Origin of the sequence: Pseudoduganella guangdongensis (assembly GCF_009857475.1) — a bacterium.
GTDB lineage: Bacteria > Pseudomonadota > Gammaproteobacteria > Burkholderiales > Burkholderiaceae_D > Rugamonas > Rugamonas guangdongensis.
The window spans coordinates 309,835-330,950 of the sequence record NZ_WWCJ01000002.1 but is presented as its reverse complement, the minus strand read 5'-3'; the positions used below and the strand labels follow the sequence as shown (position 1 = coordinate 330,950).

Here is a 21,116-nt window from a genome sequence, read left to right as displayed (position 1 = left end):
ATGAAGCGCTACCTGAAACTCCTGACCGCCGCCACGCTGCTGGCCGGCGCCTGCGCTGGCGGCGCATCGGCCGCACCCGCCACGGCGCCCGAATTCGCCGGCATCAAGCGGTGGCTCAACAGCGAACCGCTGACCATGCAGCAGCTGCGCGGCAAAGTCGTACTGGTCGATTTCTGGACCTACGACTGCATCAACTGCATCAACACCCTGCCCCACGTCGTGAAATGGCACGACAAATACAAGGACAAAGGGCTGGTCGTGGTCGGCGTTCACACGCCCGAGTACGCCTTCGAGCGCAAGACTGACAATGTGCGCGCTGCCCTGAAGCGCTTCAACATCCGCTTTGCCGTGGCCCAGGACAATGGCTATGAAACCTGGAACGCCTACGGCAACCGCTACTGGCCGGCTTTTTATTTAATCAACAAAAAAGGCCAAGTGGTCTACACCCACTTCGGCGAAGGGCAGTACGAACAGACCGAAGCCAAGATCCAGCAACTACTGGCGGAAAACCAGTGAGTGCACGATGAGCGAAAATATTTTTAAAAATCGCTTGCAATTGAATCGCACACTATCTATAGTGTGCACATGGGCAGCACAAATGGCCCCGGAAACCAGATACAGATAGCACACTACTTAATCGCTCACTATAAAGGAAACACATCATGGCAAAGATCTCCACCGTCCTGTACCGCGCTAACGCAACCTCCACCGGCGGCCGCGAAGGCAAATCCGTCTCCAGCGACGGCGCCCTGGACGTCAAGCTGACCACCCCGAAAGAATTGGGCGGCAATGGCGCCTTCGGCACCAACCCGGAGCAACTGTTCGCAGCCGGCTACTCGGCCTGCTTCATCGGCGCCATGAAATTTGTGGGCGGCCGCGACAAGATTGCCGTACCGGCTGATGTGTCGATCAACGCCACCGTAGGCATTGGCCAGATCGAAGGCGGCTTCGGCATCGAAGTCGAGCTGAAGATCTCCCTGCCGGGGCTGGACCGTGCCACCGCGGAAAAACTGGTGAACGCCGCCCACCTGGTCTGCCCGTACTCGAACGCGACCCGCGGCAACATCGACGTCACCCTGACCATCGTATAAACAGACAAGGGCCCGGCCGCCGACGGCGCCGGGCCCCCCAAGGAGAAAGATCATGAAAGCCATTGCACTTATTATCGCCATCGCCACCCTGGCCCTTTCCAGCGCCGCCCAAGCCGCACCGAACAGCGGCGAAGGCTACCAAGGCGACACCGGTTTCGTCTCCACCAAGACCCGCGCCGAGGTGAAAGCCGAGACCCTTGCCGCCGTGAAGCGCGGCGAGATCCTGCACGGCGAAGAGTACCCGCGCAGCGTCACCCTCCCCGCCATCGGCAAAACCCGCGCCGAGGTCAAAGCCGAACTCGCCGCCGCCCTGCGCAATGGCGAAATCCGCCACGAGCAATAAAACCTCAGGGCCAGATTCGGGGTCAAGTCTGACAATCGGACAGCCAGACCACTTGTTTGATATTTCTCAATACGCAAAATCGGTAGAATCTGCGTATTGAGGAATATCAAGGAATAGGTCTGGCTGTCCGATTGTCAGACCTGACCCCGAATTTTGAGGTGAATATGGTTGAGTGGCAGTGGCTGGATTTCGGGAGTATGCCGGGTGCGGATCTGTATGAGGTGCTGCGCTTGCGGCAGGAGGTCTTTGTCATTGAGCAGCAGTGCTTTTATTCGGATATGGATGGCTTTGACCAGGGGGCGTTCCATCTGCTGGGCTGGCTGCAGGTCGAGGGGCGGCGTACCTTGGCGGCCTACCTGCGCTGTATCGCGCCGGGCGTGAAGTATCCTGAAATGTCATTGGGGCGGGTGGTGACGTCGCCGGCGGCGCGCGGTGGCGGCTTGGGGCGGCAGTTGGTTGCGGAGGGGATCCGGTGTGCGGAAGCCTTGCATCCGGGCCACCGCATCCGCATCGGGGCGCAGGCCCACCTGGAAAATTTCTATGGCAGCTTTGGCTTCCAGGCGGTGGGCGAGCCCTACGATGAGGATGGCATTCCGCATCTGGAAATGCTGCGGTAAAAAAAAAGCGGCCTGTGATGGCCGCTTTTTCCTTGCCAGGCCCGCTTAGCGGGTAATGGACAGTACTTCGATATCGAAGATCAGTGGCGAGTTCGCTGGAATGCTGCCTTGGACAGCCGAGCCGTATGCCAGATTGGCGGGGATGATCAGCGTGCGCTTGCTGCCAACCTTCATGCCAACCACGCCTTGGCTCCAGCCTTCAATCACGCCCGTGCCAACTTCGAAGGTGAATGGGGTGCCTTTGTCGATCGAGCTGTCAAACTTGGCGCCGCGCTTGTCGGTCACGCCGTCGTTGTACAGGTAGCCGTTGTAGTGCACGGTCACCTTGTCTTTGGCTTGTACTGCGACGGTGCCGCTGCCGGTCGAGGTGTCGATCTTGGTGAATGCTGGCTGCACCGTCTGGGCAGCTGGCGTGGTCACCAGGCTGGTCAATTCCATCTCATATACGACGGCGGTGTGCGGCGGAACCAGGACGTTACCTTGGGCGTCATTGTGACCGCGGAAGGTGTAGGCCATGCTGGCCGGAATCAGCAGCGTGCGCTTGCCGCCAAGCTTCATGCCGAGAATGCCTTTGTCCCAGCCCACGATACGGCTGTTCACATCCAGCAGGAAGGCGAACGGGGAACCGTTGCGCGAGGTTTCAAACTGGGCGCCTTTCTTGTCGGACTTGGTGTCGTCGTACAGGTAGCCGGTGTAATGGATGCCGACCAGGTGGTTGGCGGCGGCTTCCGTGCCGGTGCCGACCACGGTGTCAGTCTTGGTGAAGACTGGCTGCGGCGGGATCAGCGCGTTGATGGAGAGCAGCTTCATCTCGTACACCACGGCCGTGTTGGCCGGGACCAGGGTGGCGCCGTCCTTCACAAATCCAGCTTCGCCAAATGCCATGCTGGCAGGCAGGATCAGGGTGCGCTCGCCGCCCACCTTCATGCCGAGCAGGCCTTTGTCCCAGCCTACCAGGCGCGTCGTGCCAAAGCCGAGCGACATGGCCGCCGGCGTGCCGCCTTTGTTGGTTTCGAAGGATTTCGCAGATTTTTTATCTTGGGCGGCGGCGTCGTACAGCCAGCCGGTGTATTCCACCGTGACCACGTCGCCAACGGATGCAACCCTGGTGCCGTTGCCTTCTTCGATATCGGTCTGTGCGTAGGCCGGCTGCGGCGGCGGCGGCGTGGTGGTGCTGGAATCGCTGGAACCACCGCCGCAGGCAGCGAGGATTGCTGCACAGGCCATCGCGGCCATTACTTTGTACATCGAATTCTTCATCTCGGTCTTGCCTATTTGTCAGGTGAGTCGGGAGTAACGGTTCGGAAGTTTATCAGACCGACACCCCTCCCCCACAGCTGACATACTCGGTTACATTAAATTTCCACCTGCGTGCCCAGTTCGATGACGCGGTTGGGCGGGATCTGGTAGTAGTCGGCTGCGGCGCGGGCGTTGCGCGACATGGCGACGAACAGGTGCTCGCGCCATGGGGCCATGCCGGCGCCGGGCGCGGAAATCACGGTCTGGCGGGCGATGAAGAAGGAGGTTTCCATCATCTCGAACTTGAGGCCTTTTTCTTCGCACAGGGCCATGATGGCGGGCACGTCCGGTTCGTCCTTGAAGCCGTAGTTGATATTCAGCTGGTAGCACTCGTGGCCAAGCGGGGTCACGCGCACCTGCTCTTCCGGGGCGACGTAGGGTTCTTCCACGATGTGCACGGTGAAAAAGACCACGCGTTCGTGCAGCACTTTGTTGTGCGACAGGTTGTGCAGCAGGGCGTGCGGTACGCCGTCGCTTTCGCCGCGCAGGAAGACGGCGGTGCCGGGCACGCGGGTGGGCGGGGCCATGAACAGGGAGCGCAGGAACTCTTCCAGCGGGATGGCGTGCTTTTCCAGGTTCTTGAACACCAGCTCGCGGCCGGTGCGCCAGGTGAGCATGGTAGTGAACAGGGCGGTGCCGAGCAGCAGCGGGAACCAGCCGCCGTGGAACAGCTTCAGCGCGGAGGACGAGAACAGCATGATGTCCATCAGGATGAAGAAACCGGTGGCGCCGAAACACACGACCAGCGGCAGGTGCCAGCGGTAGCGGATGACGAAGAAGGTGAGGATGGTGGTGGCCAGCATGGTGGCGGTCACCGCGATGCCGTAGGCGCCGGCCAGGTCGTCCGAGTTCTGGAAGCCGATCACGGCGATCAGCACCACAATCAGCTGCAGCCAGTTGACCACCGGGATGTAGATCTGGCCCATCTCGCTTTCCGAGGTGTGCTGCACGCGCATGCGCGGCAGCATGCCGAGCGCGATGGCTTGCTTGGTCATCGAGAAGGTGCCGGAAATGGTGGCTTGCGAAGCAATCACGGCGGCGGCGGTGGACAGGATCACCAGCGGGTAGACGCTCCAGGCGCCAAGCTGGTTGTAGAAGGGGTTGGCAATCGCTTCCGGGTTGCGGATCAGCAGCGCGCCCTGCCCCAGGTAGTTCAGTACCAGCGCCGGGAAGGCGATCCAGAACCAGGCCAGGCGGATCGGGCGTTTGCCGAAGTGGCCCATGTCGGCGTACAGCGCTTCGGCGCCGGTAATGGCCAGCACCACGGCGCCCAGGGCGACGAAGGCGATGAAGCCGTTTTCGCGCATGAAGACGGCGGCGTGGTAGGGGTTGAGCGCTTCCAGGATGGCCGGGGTTTCAACAATATTGATCACGCCCATGATGGCGAGGGCGGCGAACCAGAGCGTCATGATCGGGCCGAAGAAGCGGCCAATGCCAGCGGTGCCGTGGCGCTGCACCGAGTACAGGGTGAGCAGTACGACAATGGTCAGCGGCACCACGTATTTTTCCAGCGCGGGGGCGGCCACTTCCAGGCCCTCGATTGCGCCCAGCACGGAAATGGCGGGCGTGATCACGGAGTCGCCGTAGAACATGGTGGCGCCGAAGGTGCCGATCAGCAGCAGCGGGAAGTGCCAATTGGGCGCGGCTTTGTGCACCGAGTTGAGCGCCAGCGCCATCAGGGCCATGATGCCGCCTTCGCCGCGGTTATCGGCGCGCAGCACCAGGCTGACGTACTTGAGCGAGACGATCAGAGTCAGGCTCCAGAAGATCAGCGAGATAATGCCCAGCAGATTGGCCTGGTTGAGCGCCAAGCCGTGGGAGGGGTCGAAGACGGTTTTGAGGGTATATAACGGGCTGGTGCCGATATCGCCGTAGACAATGCCAATGGCGGCGAGCGTCAGTGCCGCGACGCTGCTTTTCTTATGTTGTTCTGACAAGATTTCACCCAAAGAGGTTTTGGTGCATCGCACAATAGGCCAAGCTTTGGCCAATTGCAAGTTTTTTGGTGGTCGGTGCAATTACCGCGAATGTGCTATTTTCCTCCTTTACGGAAAGAAAATCATGCAAATCAGTAAAGCTAGTAGCGCCAACGCGCCACAGCGCTGCGCGGCCAGCCAGGCCGCCGTTCCTGCCCTCCCTCCCCTGACTATGGTGCCGGCGTGAAGACCGGCATGCTGTACGCCGCCGGGGCCTTCCTCGCCTGGGGCCTGTTCCCGCTGTACTTCCACGCTATTAAGGATGTGCCAGCTTCCGAGATCCTGGCGCACCGCATGGCCTGGTCGCTGGTGTTCCTGATGCTGGTACTGCTGGTACGACGCCAGTGGAAGTGGCTGCCGCAAGTGCTGCGCCAGCCGAAAGTGGTGATCAGCTTCGTCGCCAGCGCTTTCCTGCTGAGCGCGAACTGGTTTGTCTATATCTGGGCGGTCAACAATGGCCATGTGGTGGATGCCAGCCTGGGTTACTTCATCAATCCCCTGGTCAATGTCTTGCTCGGCATGCTGGTACTGAAGGAAAAGCTGCGCCGCGGGCAGTGGCTGGCCATCGCGGTGGCGGCCACGGGCGTGGCCTGGCTGACCTGGCAAGGGGGCCAGGTGCCGTATATTGCGCTGGTGCTGGCGCTCAGCTTTGGCGCTTACGGCCTGCTGCGCAAGACGGCGGCGCTGGCGGCGCTGGAAGGCTTGTCCTTCGAAACCCTGATCCTGTTCCCTTTGGCGGTGGCTTACCTGGGCTGGCTGGTGTTCCATGGCCAAAGCGTGTTTATCAACGCCGAGGCGGATAGCACGCGCTGGCTGCTGGTGGCGGCGGGCCCGACCACGGCGATTCCCCTGCTGCTGTTCGCGGCGGGCGCGCGCCGCATTCCCATGTCGGTGCTGGGCATGCTGCAGTACATGTCGCCTTCGCTGCAGATGCTGTTGGGCGTGTGGGTCTTCCACGAGGCCTTTTCCGCCAACCGCCTGGTGGGCTTCCTGTTCATTTGGGGCGCGCTAGCTATTTATATGCTGGAAGGGTGGCTCAGCAGCCGTAAATCTTCCAGCACTTAAAGTCGGGAACTTTTACAACTTGCTAAATGAAACATATTATCTTCCCGTCTACAACGGAAATTCTTTTGTAGAATCAAGGTCCTACGGTTCAGGCACGTGACTTGCTTTTGTTGTCGCCATTTACACTATATTGACTAAGGGTAATCATGGCGCTGAATAAGATCTTCGCGGGCATCGCAATCCTGGCCTGTGCCGCCGCCGCACAGGCGGCTCCCGTCAGTTTGTCGGCCACCCTCGCGCTCAGCGACCGCCTGCACCTGGGACAGAACAAAGCCGTGCAACTGAACGTCAACAGCCTGCTGGCGGGGCTGGGCGTTGGCAGCGCCGCCATTACGTCGGGTACCTTGACTGTGCGCGGCGATTCGTCCGGCGTGTTCGGCTATGCCGGCTTTAACTCCAGCGGCTACCAGCAGACCGGCAGCAGCCAGCGCAATGTGCGCGTTTGCTTCCCTTTTCTGGGGTGCAGCAATCGCAGCGTGACCGATACCGTTAACACGGCCGATGTCACCCACAACTATCTGGACGCCATTGCCGACACCATGCGCGTGCGCGCGGGCAACAGCGTGGCTTCCGATAGCGCGGATTGGCACGACAGCTATGCTGACTTCGGCAATCCGCAACAGGACATGACCCTTGGCACCAGCTTGACCGGCTACAACGTGTACCGACACCGCAGCCGCGACCGCAACAGCGGTTACAGCGGGGAGCTCAGCATTAGCCTGGCCCTGGATAGCCTGGCCCTCGGGGACCTGAGCAGCGATGGCCTGCTGGGCCTGAATATCTGGTCCAGCCTGGGCCACTTTGACTTGAGCAGCGTGCGCCTCGACTTTACGGTGGAGAAGTCGGGCGGCGCGGCCAATGAGATTCCGCTGCCGGGCAGCCTGCTGTTGGCCGGCCTGGGCCTGGCGGCGCTGGGCGGCGCGCGCCGCCGATCCGGCGCATGACTGTCGAAAAATTTTACAGTGCTTGTCACATTGAAAATATCAATTGCATAATGTAAATAGTTTTTTCTCCCTAGAATCAAGGACCTAGGCAACAACGCTTGCCTATGGGCATGATCCTTGCATTCTTTTGGGCTTCATCTCGGGAGAAAAATAATGACAAGCAACAAGTTTCTGGTTGGTATCGCCGCCCTGGTTTTCGCCGCCTGCGCCCAGGCGGCACCGGTTTCGCTGAGCGCCAATACGGCGAGCAGCACCCACATGGCATATGGCCAGTGGAATAGCTTCAACATCAACGTGAACAGCCTGCTGCTGGGCCAAGGCCTGGGTAGCAAGGATGTCACCTCCGCCCAACTGACCGTGTCGGCCTATTCGCAGGCTGCGCTGGCGTATGACCACTACACCTACGACGGTCACAGCACGACCTCGGAAACCCGTCCCAAGCCAGGCAACTGCAACAATGTCAACTGCGCACCAGTCGATGTGACCACGACCTACAAGTACACCGAGTACTACCAGGATGAAATCGCCGACACCATGTGGGTGCTGGCTGGCAGCACCTGGGCCTACGACGTGACCGATCAGCAAACCTCGCTGTCCGGCTACGTGACGGCGGACCAGCCTTGGTACAAGTCCGGCAATGACCGCCAGGGCTGGTACAAGCAGTTCAACAGCATCCGCACCTCGGTCTCGTCCTATAGCGGCAACCTGAGCGTGACCCTGGACCTGGATGCCACGGCGCTGGCCGACCTGAGCAAGGACGGCATCCTCAGCTTCTTCGTGTATGGCGGCTGGGGCCAGTTCGACGTGAAAAGCTACGGCCTCAAGTTGACCGCGCAAGCGACCCCGCTGGCGCCGGCCGAGACGCCAGTGCCAGTGCCGACCAGCCTGCTGCTGACGGGCCTGGGCCTGGCGGCACTCGCCACCATGCGCCGCCGCCGCAAGGCTTGAGCGCCCGCAAGGCAAGCACACGGAACCCGGCCCGGCGCCGGGTTTTTTTATCGCCGCGCGCAATGCGCTAAACTACCGCGACGACGGCTTTTAACGTATGCTGTCGCCCTTCCAAACGAATCGACAAGAACACATACCGTGGCCAATTACGTCTATACCATGAACCGCGTGGGCAAGATCGTCCCACCGAAACGCCAGATCCTTAAAGACATCTCGCTGTCCTTCTTCCCGGGCGCGAAGATCGGCGTGCTGGGCCTGAACGGCTCCGGCAAATCCACCCTGCTGAAGATCATGGCGGGCATCGACACCGATATCCAGGGCGAAGCGCGCCCGATGCCGGGCCTGAACATCGGCTACCTGCCGCAGGAACCGCAGCTGGATCCTGAAAAAACCGTGCGCGAAGAAGTCGAGTCCGGCCTGGGCGAAGCCTTCAACGCACAAGCGCTGCTGGAAGCCGTGTACGCCGCCTATGCGGAAGAAGACGCGGACTTCGACGCGCTGGCGAAAGAGCAGGAGCGCCTGGAATCGATCATCGCCGCCGCCGACGGCGGCAACCTGAACCTGCAACTGGAAATGGCCGCCGACGCGCTGCGCCTGCCGCCGTGGGAGCAGAAGATCGGCGTGCTGTCCGGTGGTGAGAAGCGCCGCGTGGCGCTGTGCAAACTGCTGCTGTCCAAGCCGGACATGCTGCTGCTCGACGAACCGACCAACCACCTGGACGCGGAATCGGTGGAATGGCTGGAGCAGTTCCTGGTGCGCTTCCCGGGCACCGTGGTCGGCATTACCCACGATCGCTACTTCCTCGACAACGCTGCCGAGTGGATCCTGGAACTGGACCGTGGCCATGGCATCCCGTGGAAGGGCAACTATTCTTCGTGGCTGGACCAGAAGCAGGAACGCCTGAAGCAGGAAGAGGCCACCGAGTCGGCGCGTCAGAAAGCGCTGCAGAAGGAATTGGAATGGTCGCGCCAGAATCCGAAGGCACGCCAGGCCAAGTCCAAGGCCCGTATGGCGCGCTTCAATGAGCTGAGCGAATACGAATACCAGAAGCGCAACGAGACCCAGGAAATCTTCATCCCTGTGGCGGAGCGCCTGGGTAACGATGTGATCGAATTCAAGAACGTTACCAAGTCGTTTGGCGACCGCCTGCTGATCGACAACCTGTCCTTCATCATCCCGCCGGGCGCAATCGTTGGCATCATCGGCCCGAACGGCGCCGGTAAGTCGACCCTGTTCAAGATGATCGCCGGCCTGGAGCAGCCGGATAGCGGTGAAGTGGTGATCGGTAAGACCGCCAAGATTTCGCTGGTGGACCAGAGCCGCGATAAGCTGGACAACGATAAGACCGTGTTCGAGGCAGTGTCCGGCGGCGCCGACATCCTGAGCGTGGGCCGTTTCGAAATGCCGTCGCGTGCGTATTGCGGCCGCTTCAACTTCAAGGGCGCGGACCAGCAGAAGATCGTGGGCAACCTGTCCGGTGGTGAGCGTGGCCGTCTGCACCTGGCCAAGACCCTGCTGATGGGCGGCAACGTGCTGCTGCTGGACGAACCGTCCAATGACCTGGACGTGGAAACCCTGCGCGCGCTGGAAGATGCGCTGCTGGAATTCGCCGGTTCGTGCATGGTGATTTCGCACGATCGCTGGTTCCTGGACCGTATCGCAACCCATATCCTGGCCTTTGAGGGCGATTCGCAGGTGTCCTTCTTTGCTGGTAACTACCAGGAATATGAAGCGGACAAGAAGAAGCGTTTGGGCGAGGAAGGTGCCAAGCCGAAGCGTATTCGGTATAAGCCGCTGCACGGCTAAACACGGCAGACCGGGGTCTGACCCAAGGGTCAGACCCCGGTCTGCCGAAGCCACTGGCTGCAAGATCATTCAGGGGTAAAAAATGCGCAAACAATTTTTCTGCGCCCTGCTGCTCGCCAGCGCCGGCGTGATTGCCCAGGAAGCTCCCGTCAACAAACTCAGCTGGCTTGCCGGCTGCTGGTCCCACACGGGCGCCGAGCCGGGCTCCATGGAAATGTGGTCCCTGCCGGCCGGCGGCACCATGCTCGGCATTGCCCGCACCATCAAGAACGGCAAAACCGTCGAGTGGGAACACACCATGATCCGCGAAACGGAGCCGGGCAAATGGTCCTACGTGGCCAAGCCCAGCCGCCAGCCGGAAGCCACGTTCCCGATCAAATCATTGAGCGACAGCGCAGTCGTGTTCGAAAACCCGCAGCACGATTTCCCGCAGCGGATCATTTACCAACGGAATGGAACCGACGGCCTGAAGGCCCGGATTGAAGGCGTCTCGAAAGGCAAGGAGAAGGCTTTCGATTACCCGATGACGCGGACGCAATGTCCGGCAGGAAGGTGAGGCGGGCACAAGGACCTTGGCAGCGCTAAGCTGCCGCGGTCGCACCCGGCCTCGATCGGCACTTTGCGGGGGGAGGTGGCCAAGCCGCCCTCCCCCTCGGTTCAGAAGCTGGCTTTCACGCCCAGGTTGACGGCGCCTTTGCGACGGCCCTGCTCGTTGTCGTTCTTGCCGTAGTGTTCGTACTCCACCACGCCCGACAGTTTGTCGGTGAATGCATACTCGGCGCCAACTGCTGCGAACAGCGCGTTACGGCTGCTATCGCCACGGTATGCTACGGCCAGGCCGGTGGCGTTCACATCATTCTTATTGTGCGCCACGCCCAGCTTGCCGGTCATGGACAGTTGCTGGTTAATCGGGAAGCTGCCCTTGCCCGCCAGGTAGAAGGACTTGGCATCGCTTTCGATGCGGCCGTTGGCGCCGCCTACGGTGTAGCTGTAATCGGATTTGCCGAAGTCGGTGTAGCCGGCTTCCACGCCCCAGGTCTTGTCGAGCTGTACGCCGCCGTAAATCTTGCCACCCCATTCGTTCGACTTGCGGTCGCCGTTGGTGGTGTCGTTGGCTGCGTTGTATTTATGCTGGCTGGACACCACGCCGACGCCGACGTAAGGTTTCAGTTCTTGCGCCTGGACCGAAGCGGCGCCCAGGGCCAGGGCGGAAGTGATGAGGGCGAATGCAATTTTCTTCATTTTCGTGATCTTTCAGCAAAGTTAAGGTGATATTGCTTGGGATCGCGCTTCGTCTTTGGAAGTGCGATGGAAAGCACGATAACACTGCAAAAAGATCAAGGGGGAGACGAACTGGTAAGAATTGTATGCGTTTGTAAGTCGCCTTGAATTGCCATAGTTCACCCCAAAATAGCCGAACTTGACGTCAATTCTGCCGTTCAAATCAAGCGGAAGGTCAGATTGATGCGGGCGCCGCGCGGCTTGCGCTCCTTATTGATGCCATGCCGCCAGCAGTGCTGCAGCATGCCGGCCATGAGCAGGAAGCTGCCGTCAGTTAGATCCAGTTTGACGGTTTTTGCCTGCTTTTTGTGCTTCAGGATGAAGGTGCGGGTATCGCCGAAGCTGACCGAGGCGATCGCTGGCTGCGGCCCGAGTTCCGGCTCGTCGTCGCTGTGGAAGCCCATGCTGTCCTGCTCGTTCCGGTAATAGTTGAGCAGCAGGCTGTTGAAGCGGCGCCCGCTGGCCGCCTCCACCGCGCGTTTGATTTCCAGCTGCAGGGGCGTGAACGGCAAGGGTTCAAAGGTGCGGCCGGAATAGGTGTAGCGCGCCGCGCCGTACCAGGCGCTGAGGCGCGGCTGGGCGACTTCGCGCCCGAACAGGAAGATGGTTTCCGCCTTCCACGCCGTTTCGTCCAGCAGCCGCTGCATAACTTCGGCATTGTCCACAGGCAGCGGCAGCTGCTGCATGAAATACAGCTCGCCATCCTCGATCGGGATGGGCAAGAGTTCGGGCTCGGCAGTAAACAGGTCCATAGGCGTTATCATACCCGGATGAAGAAACGTCAATTCCTCGGCGCCGTGGCAGCGGCTGGCGCCATTCCCGCCCTGGGCGCCGCGGCCCCCAAACCGGCCGAACGCGGCCCCACCCTGCTAACCGTCACCGGCGCCATCGCGCGCCCCAACCGCGGCCGTTTCGACCGCGTCGCCGACCAGATGATGCACCGCCAGCGCCTGAGCTTTGAGAAGGCCTTCGTGTTCGATTTCGCGGCCCTGGCGGCGCTGCCGGCCGTGACCATCAAACCGACGCTGGAATACGACGCGCGGCCGCATACCCTGGCCGGCCCCTTGCTGGTGGACGTGCTGAAAGCGGCGGGGGCGCAGTTGGGCGAAGGCAGCAATATCGTGCTGCGCGCGGTGGATGGCTATGCGGTGGCGGTCACGCTGGCACGCGCCAGCGCGCAGCGCTACATCGTGGCGACGCACCTGGACGGCGCGCCCATGGCGCTGGGTGGACTGGGCCCGTTATGGGCGATTTACGATGCGGATCGGGTACCGGAAATGGCCAGCCGGCCGGTGGGCGAGCGCTTCAGCACCTGCCCCTGGGCCCTGTATCACATCGACGTTCAGGCGTAGGCTTCGGCCAGCGACATCACGCGCGGGGTAATGGCGACGCCGATGTCGCCGAAGATTTTGTTGATGATCGCCATGTTCGCTTCGGCCTCGTCAACTTTCCAGCCGTTGAACAGGTCGGTGCCATCTTTCTGGAAGTGCAGGTCGAGCACCTTGCCGCGGTCCTTGTGGGTATAGCCGGAGCTGTGCACCTGCTTGAAGCCGCCAGCGGCCAGTGCTTCCAGCACGGCGGTCGGCGGATTATCCGGGTCGGTTGCCATGTATACGCCGAACGTCTTGCCAGGCGGTTTGGCAGCGATATCAACTTCGTAGATGCCAGGCGCCTTGGTGACAGACGTGGATTTCAAAAATAACATAGCGTTCCCCTAGAACTGTGTGTGGCTTTTCCCAAGTGAGCTAGCTTATTGCTAACGGCCAATTTTGTCACCCGTCGGGGCTAACTTTTTGCTCCATTCCAACAAAAAAAGTCCGGCAAAAAGCTTTTAACTGCTCTTCAACTATATTTTTTGCCCTGCCGAATTGCAAGGCTTTCGTAATTAGTTAGGAGTCCTTGACATTTCGGATTTCGGCCTTATACTTGGCACATGGACACGACTTCCACCCGCATTATTTCCGCAATATCCCGTATCGGCAGCGTACTGCGTTCGGGTATGTGGGAGTTTGCAACCCGCGAGAACCTCAATCCGGCCCAAGCTGAGATCCTGCAACTGTTGCATAACCGCGCGCCGCAAGGCGTACGCTTGTCGTGGGTGGCGCGTCAGCTGTCGATTTCGGCGGCCAGCGCCAGCGATTCGGTGGCGGCCCTGGTGGCGAAAGGCCTGGTGCGCAAAGTGCGCGCGCTGGACGATGGCCGCGCCACCGACCTGCACCTGAGCGATGAGGGACGGCTGGTGGCCGAGCGCATCGCGGGCGCCACCGGCTTTGCGGATGAGGCGGTGGCGACGCTGTCGCCGCAGGCGCAGCAGCAGTTGCTGGGCGGCTTGCTGCAGGTGATTGGGCAGTTGCAGAAGACGGAGCGCTTTCCGGAGCTGCGCGCATGTTTGTCGTGTAAGTATTTCCAGCCGAACCGGCATGCGGATGCCGCCGCGCCCCATCATTGCGGGCTGATGGGCGCACCGTTGCCGGTGGCGATGTTGCGTTTGGATTGTCCGGAACATGAACCGGCCGATCCGGTGCAGCAGGTAAAGAATTGGCAGGCCCTGGTTTGAGGCCGGCCTTTTTTTGGACCCAAATAGTTAGGAGTCCTATTTTTAATCTTGAAAAGGAGCATTACCATGTCGCGCATTCCACTGAACACCAATGACAGCACCGGCCTGTTGGCCCAGATCCACCAGGCTTTCGGCGCCACCCCGAATATGTTCAAGGCCGTGTCGAATTCCCCGGCGGCGCTGCAGAGCATGTGGGGCAGCTTTGGCGCCCTGGGCGGCGGCACGCTGGGCGCCAAACTGGGCGAACAGATTGCTGTCGCCATCGCCGACCGCAATGATTGCGAATACTGCCTGGCGGCGCATACCGCCCTGGGCCGCAAAGCCGGTGCCTCGGCCGATGAAATGAGCGCGGCGCAGGCGGGCCAGTCGAGCGATCCGAAAACCGCTGCCGCGCTGCGCTTTGCGGTGGCCGTGGTGGCCAATCGCGCCAAGATCGATGACGAGCAGGTGCAAGAGCTGCGCACGGTCGGCTTCAGCGATGGCGAAATCGTGGAAATCATGGCGCATGTGGCGTTGAACCTGTTCACCAACTATGTGAACGTGGCGTTCAAGGTGCCGGTCGATTTCCCTGGCGTGAAGCTGCGCGCAAAATGATACGGCTCGATGCCTCGGCGTGGCTCAACGGGGCCGCGCCTGCCACCGATGGCAAGGTGGTGGCGGTGCATGCCTTCCAGATGCTGTGCCCCGGTTGCGTGGCGCACGGCATCCCGCAGGCGGTCAAGCTGCAGCAGGCCTTTCCCGAATTGGTGGTGATCGGCCTGCATAGCGTGTTTGAGCACCATGACGTGATGACGCCGCGCGCGCTGGAGGCGTTCATCCACGAGTATCGGCTGCCGTTTCCGGTGGCGGTGGATCGGGCGCTGCCCGGTTCGCCGGTACCGGCTACCATGCGGCACTATGAACTGCGCGGCACGCCCAGCCTGTTGCTGTTCGACCGCGCGGGGCAGCTGCGGCTGAACCACTTCGGCGGGATTGATGACCTGGTGCTGGGCGGCGTGATCGGTCGCCTGCTGGCCGAGCAGCCCGCCGCAGCCACCGCCCCGGTGCATGGCGCCGCGCCCCGCCCGCCCGGCAGCGCGCCGGCCAGCGGCGACGCGGACTGCGACGCAGAGGGCTGCACCGTGCCGCGCTAGCCGAGCCGTGGGGACCGCGTGGACGAGGGTTAGGGCTTGCCCGCGCGTTTGCGCTCAGCCAGTTCGACAGTGGGCGGCACCAGCGCGCGATACAGCTGGCCGGTGGCGGCATCCCACGCCATCACCGCGTCCTGCTGGCGCATCACCGTCGCCATATCACCGCGCGCGACGGGGCCGGTCAGCGCCGGCGCCGCGCCGAGGCGGAAGGCATTCTCCATGGATTCCAGCGCCAGCGGCCTGGCCAGCTCGCGCGCCACCGCCTCGGGAACACCCGCCGCCTGGTAGGCGCGCAAAGCCGCATCGATCACCGTGACCAGGTAATTGCTCGCGAACACCGCCGCCGCGTGGTACACCGTCTTGGCGGCCGGGTCGATCCGCACGGCGCGCGCGCCGATCGCCGCCAGCGCCGGCAGCAGCACATCCAAGGCCTGCTGATCGCCCTCGACGCCGCAAAAGGTGCCGGCAAAAGCGGCCGCCACCGCATCCACATCGGCAAAACTGCGGATCGGATGCACACTGGCCACATGCGCCCCCGCCGCGTGCGCCGCCGCCAGCTGCTCGGACGCCAGCGCCCCGCTGCAATGGAACACCACCGCGCCCTGCAGCGGCACTGCCGCAGCCAGCGCCTCGCAGGCAGGCCCGATCTGGTCATCCGACACCGACAGCATGAAAACATCGGCGGCACGCAGCGCGCCGCCGGCCACGGCAGGGGTACCGCTGCCGATGAACGCCGCCGCCTGCGCCGCCTTGTCAGCCGAGCGGGCCACGACATCCTGCACGGAAAACACCGCGGCGCCTGCGAATAGCCGCCCCAGCACCCGCCCCACCTGGCCGCCGCCGATCACAGTCAAGCGACGCATCAAAAGCTCGACCCCGGCTGTTTGAGGAACTCGATTTCCTCCGGCGTCGATTCGCGCCCCAGGATGGCGTTGCGGTGCGGGAAACGGCCAAAGCGGCGGATCACCTCATAGTGCTTCTTGGCGAAGTCGAGCATGCCCGCATAGGCCGGCGCATCCGCCGCCAGCATCGCGAACAGGTCCACGCAGCGCAGCTGCATCGACAGGTTTTCCGCATGCTCCAGCGGCATATAGGAAAACGCCCGTTGCGCCACCGGCAAGGTCTGGTTGGCGCCGGAATCATCCAGCGCGCGCGCCGCCTCCAGCGCCAGCTCATCGCCGGCAAAGGCCTTCGGCGTGCCGCGATACACGTTGCGCGTGAACTGGTCCAGCACGATGATGCGCGCCAGGGTGCCCTGCGTGCCCTCGTCGTCCCACTGCCGCAGGCCGCCCGCCAGCGCCTGCTCGATCACATCGCCGAACTGCTGGAAGATCGCGCGGTCGAAAGCGTCGTCCTTGCGCCACCACTCCGGGCGCTGCATATTGTGTCCCTTGGCGCCGATCGGCAGGAACCAGAAATCAAGTACATCTTGCGAATGGATCAGCAAACCTGCCTCCTAATTGCGTGCATGGGTGACCTGGAAGCTGTCGATGCCTTCGAAATGCACCATCTCCTCCGCGATGCGCGACAGCGGCGAACCGCTACGCTTGCTGAGGGCCAGCGCGACGAAGCGCCACTCCTGCTTGCCCTGGTCCATACCGATGGTGAGCGAACCGCCGGCGATTTGATAGCCCCGCTCCAGCGCCATGGCGCGCAGCTGGTCCTCCTTCGGCTCAAAGCCGGGCTTGAAGCGCATGCTGATCGCAATCGCATGGCGCGACGGCAGCCAGGCCTCCACCTTGGACAGGAAGATCATCGACATGGCGCACAGGAAGGCCAGCCCCATGGCGCCCAGGTAGAAGCCCAGGCCGACCGCCACGCCGATGCAGGACGAGGCCCAGATCGAGGCCGCCGTGGTCAGCCCGGAAATATTGAAGCCCTCGCGCATGATCACGCCCGCGCCGAGAAAGCCGATGCCGGTGACGATGCCCTGGATGACGCGGGTCGGGTCGGTGCTGATCAGCTCCGACATATGCCCGCCGAACCACAGCGACGGGTAGCCGCACACCACGGTCAAGGCCGCCGACGCCATGCACACCAGGCCGTAAGTGCGCATGCCCGCCGCCCGGCCATGGTAGGAGCGCTCGTAGCCGACCAGCAGGCCAAGCAACAGCGCCCCGACAAGGTTCATCAGAATGACAAAATTGGTCGCCAGTTCGCCGGTCGACCAGTACGCACGCAGGAATTCTATGCTGGGCATGGCTGCCTCACTTTATGGTTTTGTTGCTTTCTTGGCTGCGAGCTGCTTTTCAAATGCTACATCGAGCTTGCTGACCCGTTTCACCTTTTGCGGGCCCTGCGCATTGACGAAGGCGACAAAATCGTCCAGCTCCAACGGTGCGCAAAGCGGCGGCTGGCCCGGCCCTTCGGTCAGGAAGAAGTGACCGCTGCCGGTAATGGTCATGGAGTACGCCTGGTTGCCTGAGCGCTCTTTCAGCCGCGCCAGCGCGCCGGATGCTTTAGTCGAGCGGCTCATAGCGCCTCCGTCCTTTGCTCCAGCCAGCGCAAGGCGGCGCCGCTGACATGCGGGCGCAGGCGCTGGCGCACCGTAGCGTGGTAATCGTTCAGCCAGCGCACCTCATCCTCGCGCAGCAGGGACTGGTCCACACAGCGCGTATCGATCGGGCACAAGGTCAGGGTCTCGAAGCGCAGGAACTCGCCGAACTCCGAATCGGCAGCCGGCACGTTGAGCACCAGGTTCTCGATGCGGATGCCCCATTTGCCGGGGCGGTAGATGCCCGGCTCGTTGGAAGTGATCATGCCCGGCTCCATCGCCGTATGCGGCTCCGGCGGAGTGGATGGGGAAATCGACTGCGGCCCTTCGTGCACATTCAGGAAGAAGCCCACGCCATGGCCGGTGCCGTGGCCGAAGTCGATGCCGGCCGCCCACAGCGGCGCGCGCGCGATCGCATCCAGCATGGGCGACTTCACGCCGCGCGGGAACTGGGCCACGGACAAGGCCATCATCGCTTTCAGGACCAGGGTGAAGTCGCGCTTGTGTTCCTGCGAGATGGCGCCGACCGGCACCACGCGCGTGATGTCGGTGGTGCCGCCGGTGTACTGGCCGCCGGAGTCGATCAGCAGCAGGCCGTCGCCTTCGATCACGGCGCTGCCCTGCGCCGGGGCGCGGTAGTGCATGATGGCGCCGTTGGCGCGGAAGCCGGCAATGGTGCCGAAGCTCGGGCTGACAAAGCCCGGACGACGGCGGCGCGCCTGCAGCAAATGCTGGCCGATGGCGTATTCGTCCAGCGGCGCGCGCTGCGGGTCGGCCAGGGTCTGTTCCAGCCAGGAGAAGAATTCGCACAGCGCGGCGCCGTCCTGCACCATGGTGGCGCGCACATAGTCCGCCTCGTGCGCGGTCTTGCGCGACTTGGCGAAGGTGGTCGGGTTGATCGCCTCGATTACCGCCACGCTTTCCGGCACCGCCTGGCGCGTGCCGAACGTGATGCGGCGCGGATCGAGCAGCAGCGTGCTGCCGGACGGGATGGCGGCCAGCGCATCGGCCGCCTCCTCGTAAGGCTCGACGAACACGTTATCCGCCGCCAGCAGGCCGGCCAGGCCCGGCTCGATCTTGCCGGCCGCCACAAACAGCATGGCACGCTCGCGCTCCACCAGGGCATGTGCCAGGAAAATCGGGTTGTAGTTGACGTCCGAACCGCGCAGGTTGAACAGGTAGGCGATATCGTCCAGGGTCGAAATCACGTGGTGGCTGGCGCCCTGGCGCGCCATTTCCGCCCGCAGCACGGCCAGTTTTGCGGCGCGCGTCTTGTCGGCGTAGGGGCGCTCATGTTCATAGACGGGAGCCTGCGGCAGGCCGGGCCGGTCGCTCCACACCTCGTCCAGCAAGTCCAGGTCGGTGCGCAGCGTGATGCCGCGCGCCTGCAGCAGGCGCGCGGTCGACAGGCCCAGCACCGCCCCGTCCACCGCCAGCACCTGGCCCGGTTGCAGCGTTTCCGCCAGCCAGTCCACATACTGCGTACTGGCGCCTGACGAGATCTTCATCAGCTGCACGCCGCTGCCGGCCAGTTCGGTTTCCGCCTGGGTCCAGTAGCGGCCATCGGTCCAGACGCCCGCGAAATCGGGGGTGATGATGAAGGTGCCGACCGAGCCGGTGAAATCCGACAGCCATTCACGCCCCTGCCAGCGCGGCGGCAGGTATTCGGACAAGTGGGGGTCGGAGGAAGGGACCATGCAGGCGGCAACCTCGTGCCGCCGCATCGCCGCGCGCATGGATTCGAGTCTAGTGCGGATTGATTCTTTCATAGCGCAATCATACCCCGATTGCGCCATCCTGCTTAGCCCGAACGATTCATTCGATGGCACATGGCGGCACGTTGCTTTTTCCGCTAACTGAACGCACCATCTAAAATGATGCAACTCAAACTGAACGTGGAGAGAAATTGATACCCGAGGACGTAAGGGAAGAAATCATGCGCCGCCTGGCGGCAGCAGAAGCTGAACACAATGTGCGAATCTTGCTGGCGGTTGAATCCGGTAGCAGGGCATGGGGGTTTGCCTCTCCAAATAGCGACTATGATGTTCGTTTTATCTACGCCCACCCAAGCAATTGGTATCTTGCGGTGGATCTCGAAGAAAAGCGCGATGTCATCGAATATGAGATTGTCGATGACATTGACCTGAACGGCTGGGACGTTCGCAAAGCCCTGCGCTTATTCCATAAATCCAATCCCGCTTTTGTGGAATGGATTCAGTCGCCCATCTTGTATCGCTCTCATGGCGGTTTTGCTGACGGCACGCGTCAATTGCTGCCACAGATCTACTCCTGCGAGAATGGCGTCTATCACTACCGCAGCATGGCTAAAACAAACTATCGCGGCTATTTGCGTGCAGATATGGTGCCATTGAAGAAGTACTTCTACGTGCTTCGTCCACTGCTCGCTGTACGCTGGCTTGAGCGCTACGGTACTGCCGCTCCTATCGAATTCGACAAGCTTTTACACTTGCTGGAAGGCGAAACGGAGTTGCTGGACGCAATTGCGGCTCTACTTGAAAAGAAAAAGGCTGCGCCGGAAATGGGCTTATCCGAGCCTGTGCCCTGCCTGAACCGATTCATCGAATCGGAGCTGGAAAGACTGGAGCGGCCAGAGGTCTCCCGCTTTCAACGCGGCGACGTTTCTACTGGCCTGAACCAGCTGTTCCATGCCGTTTTGGCCGAGCAGCACTGAGGCGCTCTACATGCGCGGCACGCCGTCCCGGTTCACGGTGATATAGCGGCCCGGCTCGGAGGCCAGTTGGGCGCGGTGCTGGGTGCCGCGGAACTCGTAAGTCACATCCCAGTATTGCGGTGTGCGACTGGGGATGGCTTCGCAGCGCTGCACGTTCTGGGCGTATTCGTTGCCGCGATTGCGGGCGACGTTGGAGCCGACTGCGGCGCCGGCGATGGCGCCGCCGACGGTGGCGAAATCACGCCCGGAGCCGCCGCCGACCTGGTGGCCCAGCACGCCGCCGATCAGGGCGCCGGCGATGGCGCCCGCCGTGCCGCTACCGCCGGACATCTCATTGACCTGCTGCCGCTCCACCCAGCAGCGTTGCTCCGGCGGGCCGACGACGGCACGGGCCGACGTGATTGGTGCTTCATAGGTGCGTTCGCTGGGGCGCATGCGGTATTCGTAGGCTGGTTGCGGCGCCGGTGCCGGCGCATACGCCATCGCGTCAACCCGACGGTTGCGCGGCACCGCGCGGATGGAAGAAATGCTGTTGTTCAGGCCCATGCCGCGCAGCGACTCGTAGCTGCCACGGCGCAGGATGCGGCAGTCGCCGCGGAAGTTGGGGTGCTCGCACACTTCCCAACGGCCGCGTTCCACCACGACCGACGAGGCGCGGTCGTCGATGCCTGCGGTGCGCAGGTCGCGGATGGAGTTGCTGACGTTTACTGGCCGGCCGCGCCAGCCTTCCTGTGGATAAAGCGTGATTTGTGCCCAGGCCTGGCTGCATAGCAGTGCGGCAGCGGCGGCGGCGGCAAGTTTGATTGACGTATGCATGATGTCCTCCCATAACAGATAGGTTCAGCTTGCTCCCTTCGTGCAAGCTGGTCTGTT

General features: G+C 62.3%; 25 protein-coding genes. 14 read left to right on the top strand and 11 right to left on the bottom strand.

What is annotated here, in order from left to right; translation table 11 throughout:
- The 4 genes from GTP41_RS04135 (at position 1) to GTP41_RS04120 (ending at position 2,051) form a co-directional block, all read left to right on the top strand.
- Positions 1-516 carry a thioredoxin family protein gene (locus tag GTP41_RS04135; RefSeq protein WP_161024289.1) on the top strand — a complete coding sequence of 172 codons (516 nt, stop codon included), beginning with the start codon at positions 1-3 and terminating at the stop codon, positions 514-516.
- Positions 517-662: 146 nt separating this feature from the next.
- Positions 663-1,091, top strand: a complete 429-nt coding sequence (locus GTP41_RS04130; protein ID WP_161024288.1) for an organic hydroperoxide resistance protein — start codon at positions 663-665, stop codon at positions 1,089-1,091.
- 52 nt (positions 1,092-1,143) lie between these two features.
- On the top strand, positions 1,144-1,434 hold the full coding sequence (locus GTP41_RS04125) for a DUF4148 domain-containing protein (RefSeq protein WP_161024287.1): 291 nt from the start codon (positions 1,144-1,146) through the stop codon (positions 1,432-1,434).
- Between the two features lie 164 nt (positions 1,435-1,598).
- Positions 1,599-2,051 (top strand): GNAT family N-acetyltransferase, encoded by a 453-nt coding sequence (locus GTP41_RS04120; protein WP_161024365.1) that lies wholly within the window; start codon positions 1,599-1,601, stop codon positions 2,049-2,051.
- 45 nt (positions 2,052-2,096) lie between these two features.
- Here GTP41_RS04120 and GTP41_RS27320 read toward each other — a convergent pair whose 3' ends face one another.
- Together GTP41_RS27320 and GTP41_RS04110 are read right to left on the bottom strand one after the other, a co-directional pair.
- The gene (locus GTP41_RS27320) at positions 2,097-3,311 is read right to left on the bottom strand and encodes an FKBP-type peptidyl-prolyl cis-trans isomerase (protein ID WP_161024286.1); all 1,215 of its coding nucleotides are present in this window, start codon (positions 3,309-3,311) and stop codon (positions 2,097-2,099) included.
- A 95-nt stretch (positions 3,312-3,406) separates the two neighbouring features.
- Positions 3,407-5,287: a potassium transporter Kup gene (locus GTP41_RS04110; protein ID WP_161024285.1), complete on the bottom strand. Its 1,881-nt coding sequence runs from the start codon at positions 5,285-5,287 to the stop codon at positions 3,407-3,409.
- Between the two features lie 222 nt (positions 5,288-5,509).
- On the opposite strand from GTP41_RS04110, the gene rarD reads away from it, so the two are divergent.
- The 5 genes from rarD (at position 5,510) to GTP41_RS04085 (ending at position 10,645) form a co-directional block, all read left to right on the top strand.
- Positions 5,510-6,391 (top strand): EamA family transporter RarD, encoded by an 882-nt coding sequence (gene rarD, locus GTP41_RS04105; RefSeq protein WP_161024284.1) that lies wholly within the window; start codon positions 5,510-5,512, stop codon positions 6,389-6,391.
- A gap of 146 nt (positions 6,392-6,537) precedes the next feature.
- Positions 6,538-7,335 (top strand): hypothetical protein, encoded by a 798-nt coding sequence (locus GTP41_RS04100; RefSeq protein WP_161024283.1) that lies wholly within the window; start codon positions 6,538-6,540, stop codon positions 7,333-7,335.
- 153 nt (positions 7,336-7,488) lie between these two features.
- Positions 7,489-8,283 (top strand): PEP-CTERM sorting domain-containing protein, encoded by a 795-nt coding sequence (locus tag GTP41_RS04095; RefSeq protein ID WP_161024282.1) that lies wholly within the window; start codon positions 7,489-7,491, stop codon positions 8,281-8,283.
- A gap of 138 nt (positions 8,284-8,421) precedes the next feature.
- Entirely contained in the window at positions 8,422-10,089 is a 1,668-nt protein-coding gene (gene ettA / locus GTP41_RS04090) for an energy-dependent translational throttle protein EttA (protein ID WP_161024281.1), read from the top strand.
- Positions 10,090-10,171: 82 nt separating this feature from the next.
- Positions 10,172-10,645: a DUF6265 family protein gene (locus GTP41_RS04085; protein WP_161024280.1), complete on the top strand. Its 474-nt coding sequence runs from the start codon at positions 10,172-10,174 to the stop codon at positions 10,643-10,645.
- Positions 10,646-10,746: 101 nt separating this feature from the next.
- Here GTP41_RS04085 and GTP41_RS04080 read toward each other — a convergent pair whose 3' ends face one another.
- Together GTP41_RS04080 and GTP41_RS04075 are read right to left on the bottom strand one after the other, a co-directional pair.
- Positions 10,747-11,331 (bottom strand): porin family protein, encoded by a 585-nt coding sequence (locus tag GTP41_RS04080; protein ID WP_161024279.1) that lies wholly within the window; start codon positions 11,329-11,331, stop codon positions 10,747-10,749.
- Between the two features lie 197 nt (positions 11,332-11,528).
- Positions 11,529-12,122, bottom strand: coding sequence for an alpha-ketoglutarate-dependent dioxygenase AlkB family protein (locus GTP41_RS04075; RefSeq protein WP_161024278.1), 594 nt, complete (start codon positions 12,120-12,122; stop codon positions 11,529-11,531).
- A gap of 18 nt (positions 12,123-12,140) precedes the next feature.
- Between GTP41_RS04075 and GTP41_RS04070 the strand changes: the two genes are divergently transcribed.
- Positions 12,141-12,722, top strand: coding sequence for a putative pterin-binding protein (locus GTP41_RS04070; protein WP_161024277.1), 582 nt, complete (start codon positions 12,141-12,143; stop codon positions 12,720-12,722).
- Here GTP41_RS04070 and GTP41_RS04065 read toward each other — a convergent pair.
- Positions 12,713-13,075 carry a hypothetical protein gene (locus GTP41_RS04065; protein ID WP_161024276.1) on the bottom strand — a complete coding sequence of 121 codons (363 nt, stop codon included), beginning with the start codon at positions 13,073-13,075 and terminating at the stop codon, positions 12,713-12,715. The genes GTP41_RS04070 and GTP41_RS04065 overlap by 10 nt on opposite strands.
- Before the next feature lie 228 nt (positions 13,076-13,303).
- Here GTP41_RS04065 and GTP41_RS04060 point away from each other — a divergent pair, with 228 nt between their 5' ends.
- The 3 genes from GTP41_RS04060 to GTP41_RS04050 all read left to right on the top strand — a co-directional run bounded on the left by GTP41_RS04060 (position 13,304) and on the right by GTP41_RS04050 (position 15,060).
- Positions 13,304-13,927 (top strand): MarR family winged helix-turn-helix transcriptional regulator, encoded by a 624-nt coding sequence (locus tag GTP41_RS04060; protein ID WP_161024275.1) that lies wholly within the window; start codon positions 13,304-13,306, stop codon positions 13,925-13,927.
- 66 nt (positions 13,928-13,993) lie between these two features.
- A complete protein-coding gene (locus tag GTP41_RS04055; RefSeq protein WP_161024274.1) occupies positions 13,994-14,521 on the top strand; it encodes a carboxymuconolactone decarboxylase family protein in 528 nt (175 codons plus the stop codon).
- Entirely contained in the window at positions 14,518-15,060 is a 543-nt protein-coding gene (locus GTP41_RS04050) for a TlpA family protein disulfide reductase (RefSeq protein ID WP_161024273.1), read from the top strand. The genes GTP41_RS04055 and GTP41_RS04050 overlap by 4 nt, the downstream gene beginning before the upstream one ends.
- A 29-nt stretch (positions 15,061-15,089) precedes the next feature.
- Here GTP41_RS04050 and GTP41_RS04045 read toward each other — a convergent pair whose 3' ends face one another.
- The 5 genes from GTP41_RS04045 to GTP41_RS04025 are packed head-to-tail and all read right to left on the bottom strand — an operon-like array spanning position 15,090 to position 19,320.
- Complete coding sequence (locus tag GTP41_RS04045; RefSeq protein WP_161024272.1) at positions 15,090-15,920, bottom strand: Rossmann-like and DUF2520 domain-containing protein; 831 nt, start codon at positions 15,918-15,920, stop codon at positions 15,090-15,092.
- Entirely contained in the window at positions 15,920-16,504 is a 585-nt protein-coding gene (locus GTP41_RS04040) for a DUF924 family protein (RefSeq protein ID WP_202419603.1), read from the bottom strand. Before GTP41_RS04040 ends, GTP41_RS04045 begins: the two co-directional genes overlap by 1 nt.
- A gap of 9 nt (positions 16,505-16,513) precedes the next feature.
- Positions 16,514-17,257 carry an MgtC/SapB family protein gene (locus GTP41_RS04035; protein WP_161024271.1) on the bottom strand — a complete coding sequence of 248 codons (744 nt, stop codon included), beginning with the start codon at positions 17,255-17,257 and terminating at the stop codon, positions 16,514-16,516.
- A 12-nt stretch (positions 17,258-17,269) separates the two neighbouring features.
- The gene (locus GTP41_RS04030; RefSeq protein ID WP_161024270.1) at positions 17,270-17,533 is read right to left on the bottom strand and encodes a hypothetical protein; all 264 of its coding nucleotides are present in this window, start codon (positions 17,531-17,533) and stop codon (positions 17,270-17,272) included.
- Positions 17,530-19,320, bottom strand: a complete 1,791-nt coding sequence (locus GTP41_RS04025; protein WP_202419602.1) for an aminopeptidase P family protein — start codon at positions 19,318-19,320, stop codon at positions 17,530-17,532. The genes GTP41_RS04030 and GTP41_RS04025 overlap by 4 nt, the downstream gene beginning before the upstream one ends.
- Before the next feature lie 137 nt (positions 19,321-19,457).
- On the opposite strand from GTP41_RS04025, the gene GTP41_RS04020 reads away from it, so the two are divergent.
- On the top strand, positions 19,458-20,243 hold the full coding sequence (locus GTP41_RS04020) for a nucleotidyltransferase domain-containing protein (RefSeq protein ID WP_371867268.1): 786 nt from the start codon (positions 19,458-19,460) through the stop codon (positions 20,241-20,243).
- A 6-nt stretch (positions 20,244-20,249) separates the two neighbouring features.
- On the opposite strand, the gene GTP41_RS27770 is transcribed toward GTP41_RS04020, so the two are convergent.
- Positions 20,250-21,059: a beta/gamma crystallin-related protein gene (locus GTP41_RS27770; protein ID WP_161024267.1), complete on the bottom strand. Its 810-nt coding sequence runs from the start codon at positions 21,057-21,059 to the stop codon at positions 20,250-20,252.
- Positions 21,060-21,116: the final 57 nt, after the last annotated feature.

Bases quoted from the DNA above. Each gene is read 5' to 3' on its own strand.
- GTP41_RS27320 (WP_161024286.1), bottom strand. From the start codon at position 3,311: ATGAAGAATTCGATGTACAAAGTAATGGCCGCGATGGCCTGTGCAGCA.
- GTP41_RS04125 (WP_161024287.1), top strand. From the start codon at position 1,144: ATGAAAGCCATTGCACTTATTATCGCCATCGCCACCCTGGCCCTTTCC.
- GTP41_RS04100 (WP_161024283.1), top strand. From the start codon at position 6,538: ATGGCGCTGAATAAGATCTTCGCGGGCATCGCAATCCTGGCCTGTGCC.
- GTP41_RS04075 (WP_161024278.1), bottom strand. From the start codon at position 12,122: ATGGACCTGTTTACTGCCGAGCCCGAACTCTTGCCCATCCCGATCGAG.
- GTP41_RS04050 (WP_161024273.1), top strand. From the start codon at position 14,518: ATGATACGGCTCGATGCCTCGGCGTGGCTCAACGGGGCCGCGCCTGCC.
- GTP41_RS04135 (WP_161024289.1), top strand. From the start codon at position 1: ATGAAGCGCTACCTGAAACTCCTGACCGCCGCCACGCTGCTGGCCGGC.
- GTP41_RS04130 (WP_161024288.1), top strand. From the start codon at position 663: ATGGCAAAGATCTCCACCGTCCTGTACCGCGCTAACGCAACCTCCACC.
- GTP41_RS04025 (WP_202419602.1), bottom strand. From the start codon at position 19,320: ATGAAAGAATCAATCCGCACTAGACTCGAATCCATGCGCGCGGCGATG.
- GTP41_RS04060 (WP_161024275.1), top strand. From the start codon at position 13,304: ATGGACACGACTTCCACCCGCATTATTTCCGCAATATCCCGTATCGGC.
- GTP41_RS04065 (WP_161024276.1), bottom strand. From the start codon at position 13,075: ATGTTATTTTTGAAATCCACGTCTGTCACCAAGGCGCCTGGCATCTAC.
- GTP41_RS04120 (WP_161024365.1), top strand. From the start codon at position 1,599: ATGGTTGAGTGGCAGTGGCTGGATTTCGGGAGTATGCCGGGTGCGGAT.
- GTP41_RS27770 (WP_161024267.1), bottom strand. From the start codon at position 21,059: ATGCATACGTCAATCAAACTTGCCGCCGCCGCCGCTGCCGCACTGCTA.
- GTP41_RS04030 (WP_161024270.1), bottom strand. From the start codon at position 17,533: ATGAGCCGCTCGACTAAAGCATCCGGCGCGCTGGCGCGGCTGAAAGAG.
- GTP41_RS04095 (WP_161024282.1), top strand. From the start codon at position 7,489: ATGACAAGCAACAAGTTTCTGGTTGGTATCGCCGCCCTGGTTTTCGCC.
- GTP41_RS04070 (WP_161024277.1), top strand. From the start codon at position 12,141: ATGAAGAAACGTCAATTCCTCGGCGCCGTGGCAGCGGCTGGCGCCATT.
- GTP41_RS04085 (WP_161024280.1), top strand. From the start codon at position 10,172: ATGCGCAAACAATTTTTCTGCGCCCTGCTGCTCGCCAGCGCCGGCGTG.
- GTP41_RS04035 (WP_161024271.1), bottom strand. From the start codon at position 17,257: ATGCCCAGCATAGAATTCCTGCGTGCGTACTGGTCGACCGGCGAACTG.
- GTP41_RS04045 (WP_161024272.1), bottom strand. From the start codon at position 15,920: ATGCGTCGCTTGACTGTGATCGGCGGCGGCCAGGTGGGGCGGGTGCTG.
- GTP41_RS04080 (WP_161024279.1), bottom strand. From the start codon at position 11,331: ATGAAGAAAATTGCATTCGCCCTCATCACTTCCGCCCTGGCCCTGGGC.
- GTP41_RS04055 (WP_161024274.1), top strand. From the start codon at position 13,994: ATGTCGCGCATTCCACTGAACACCAATGACAGCACCGGCCTGTTGGCC.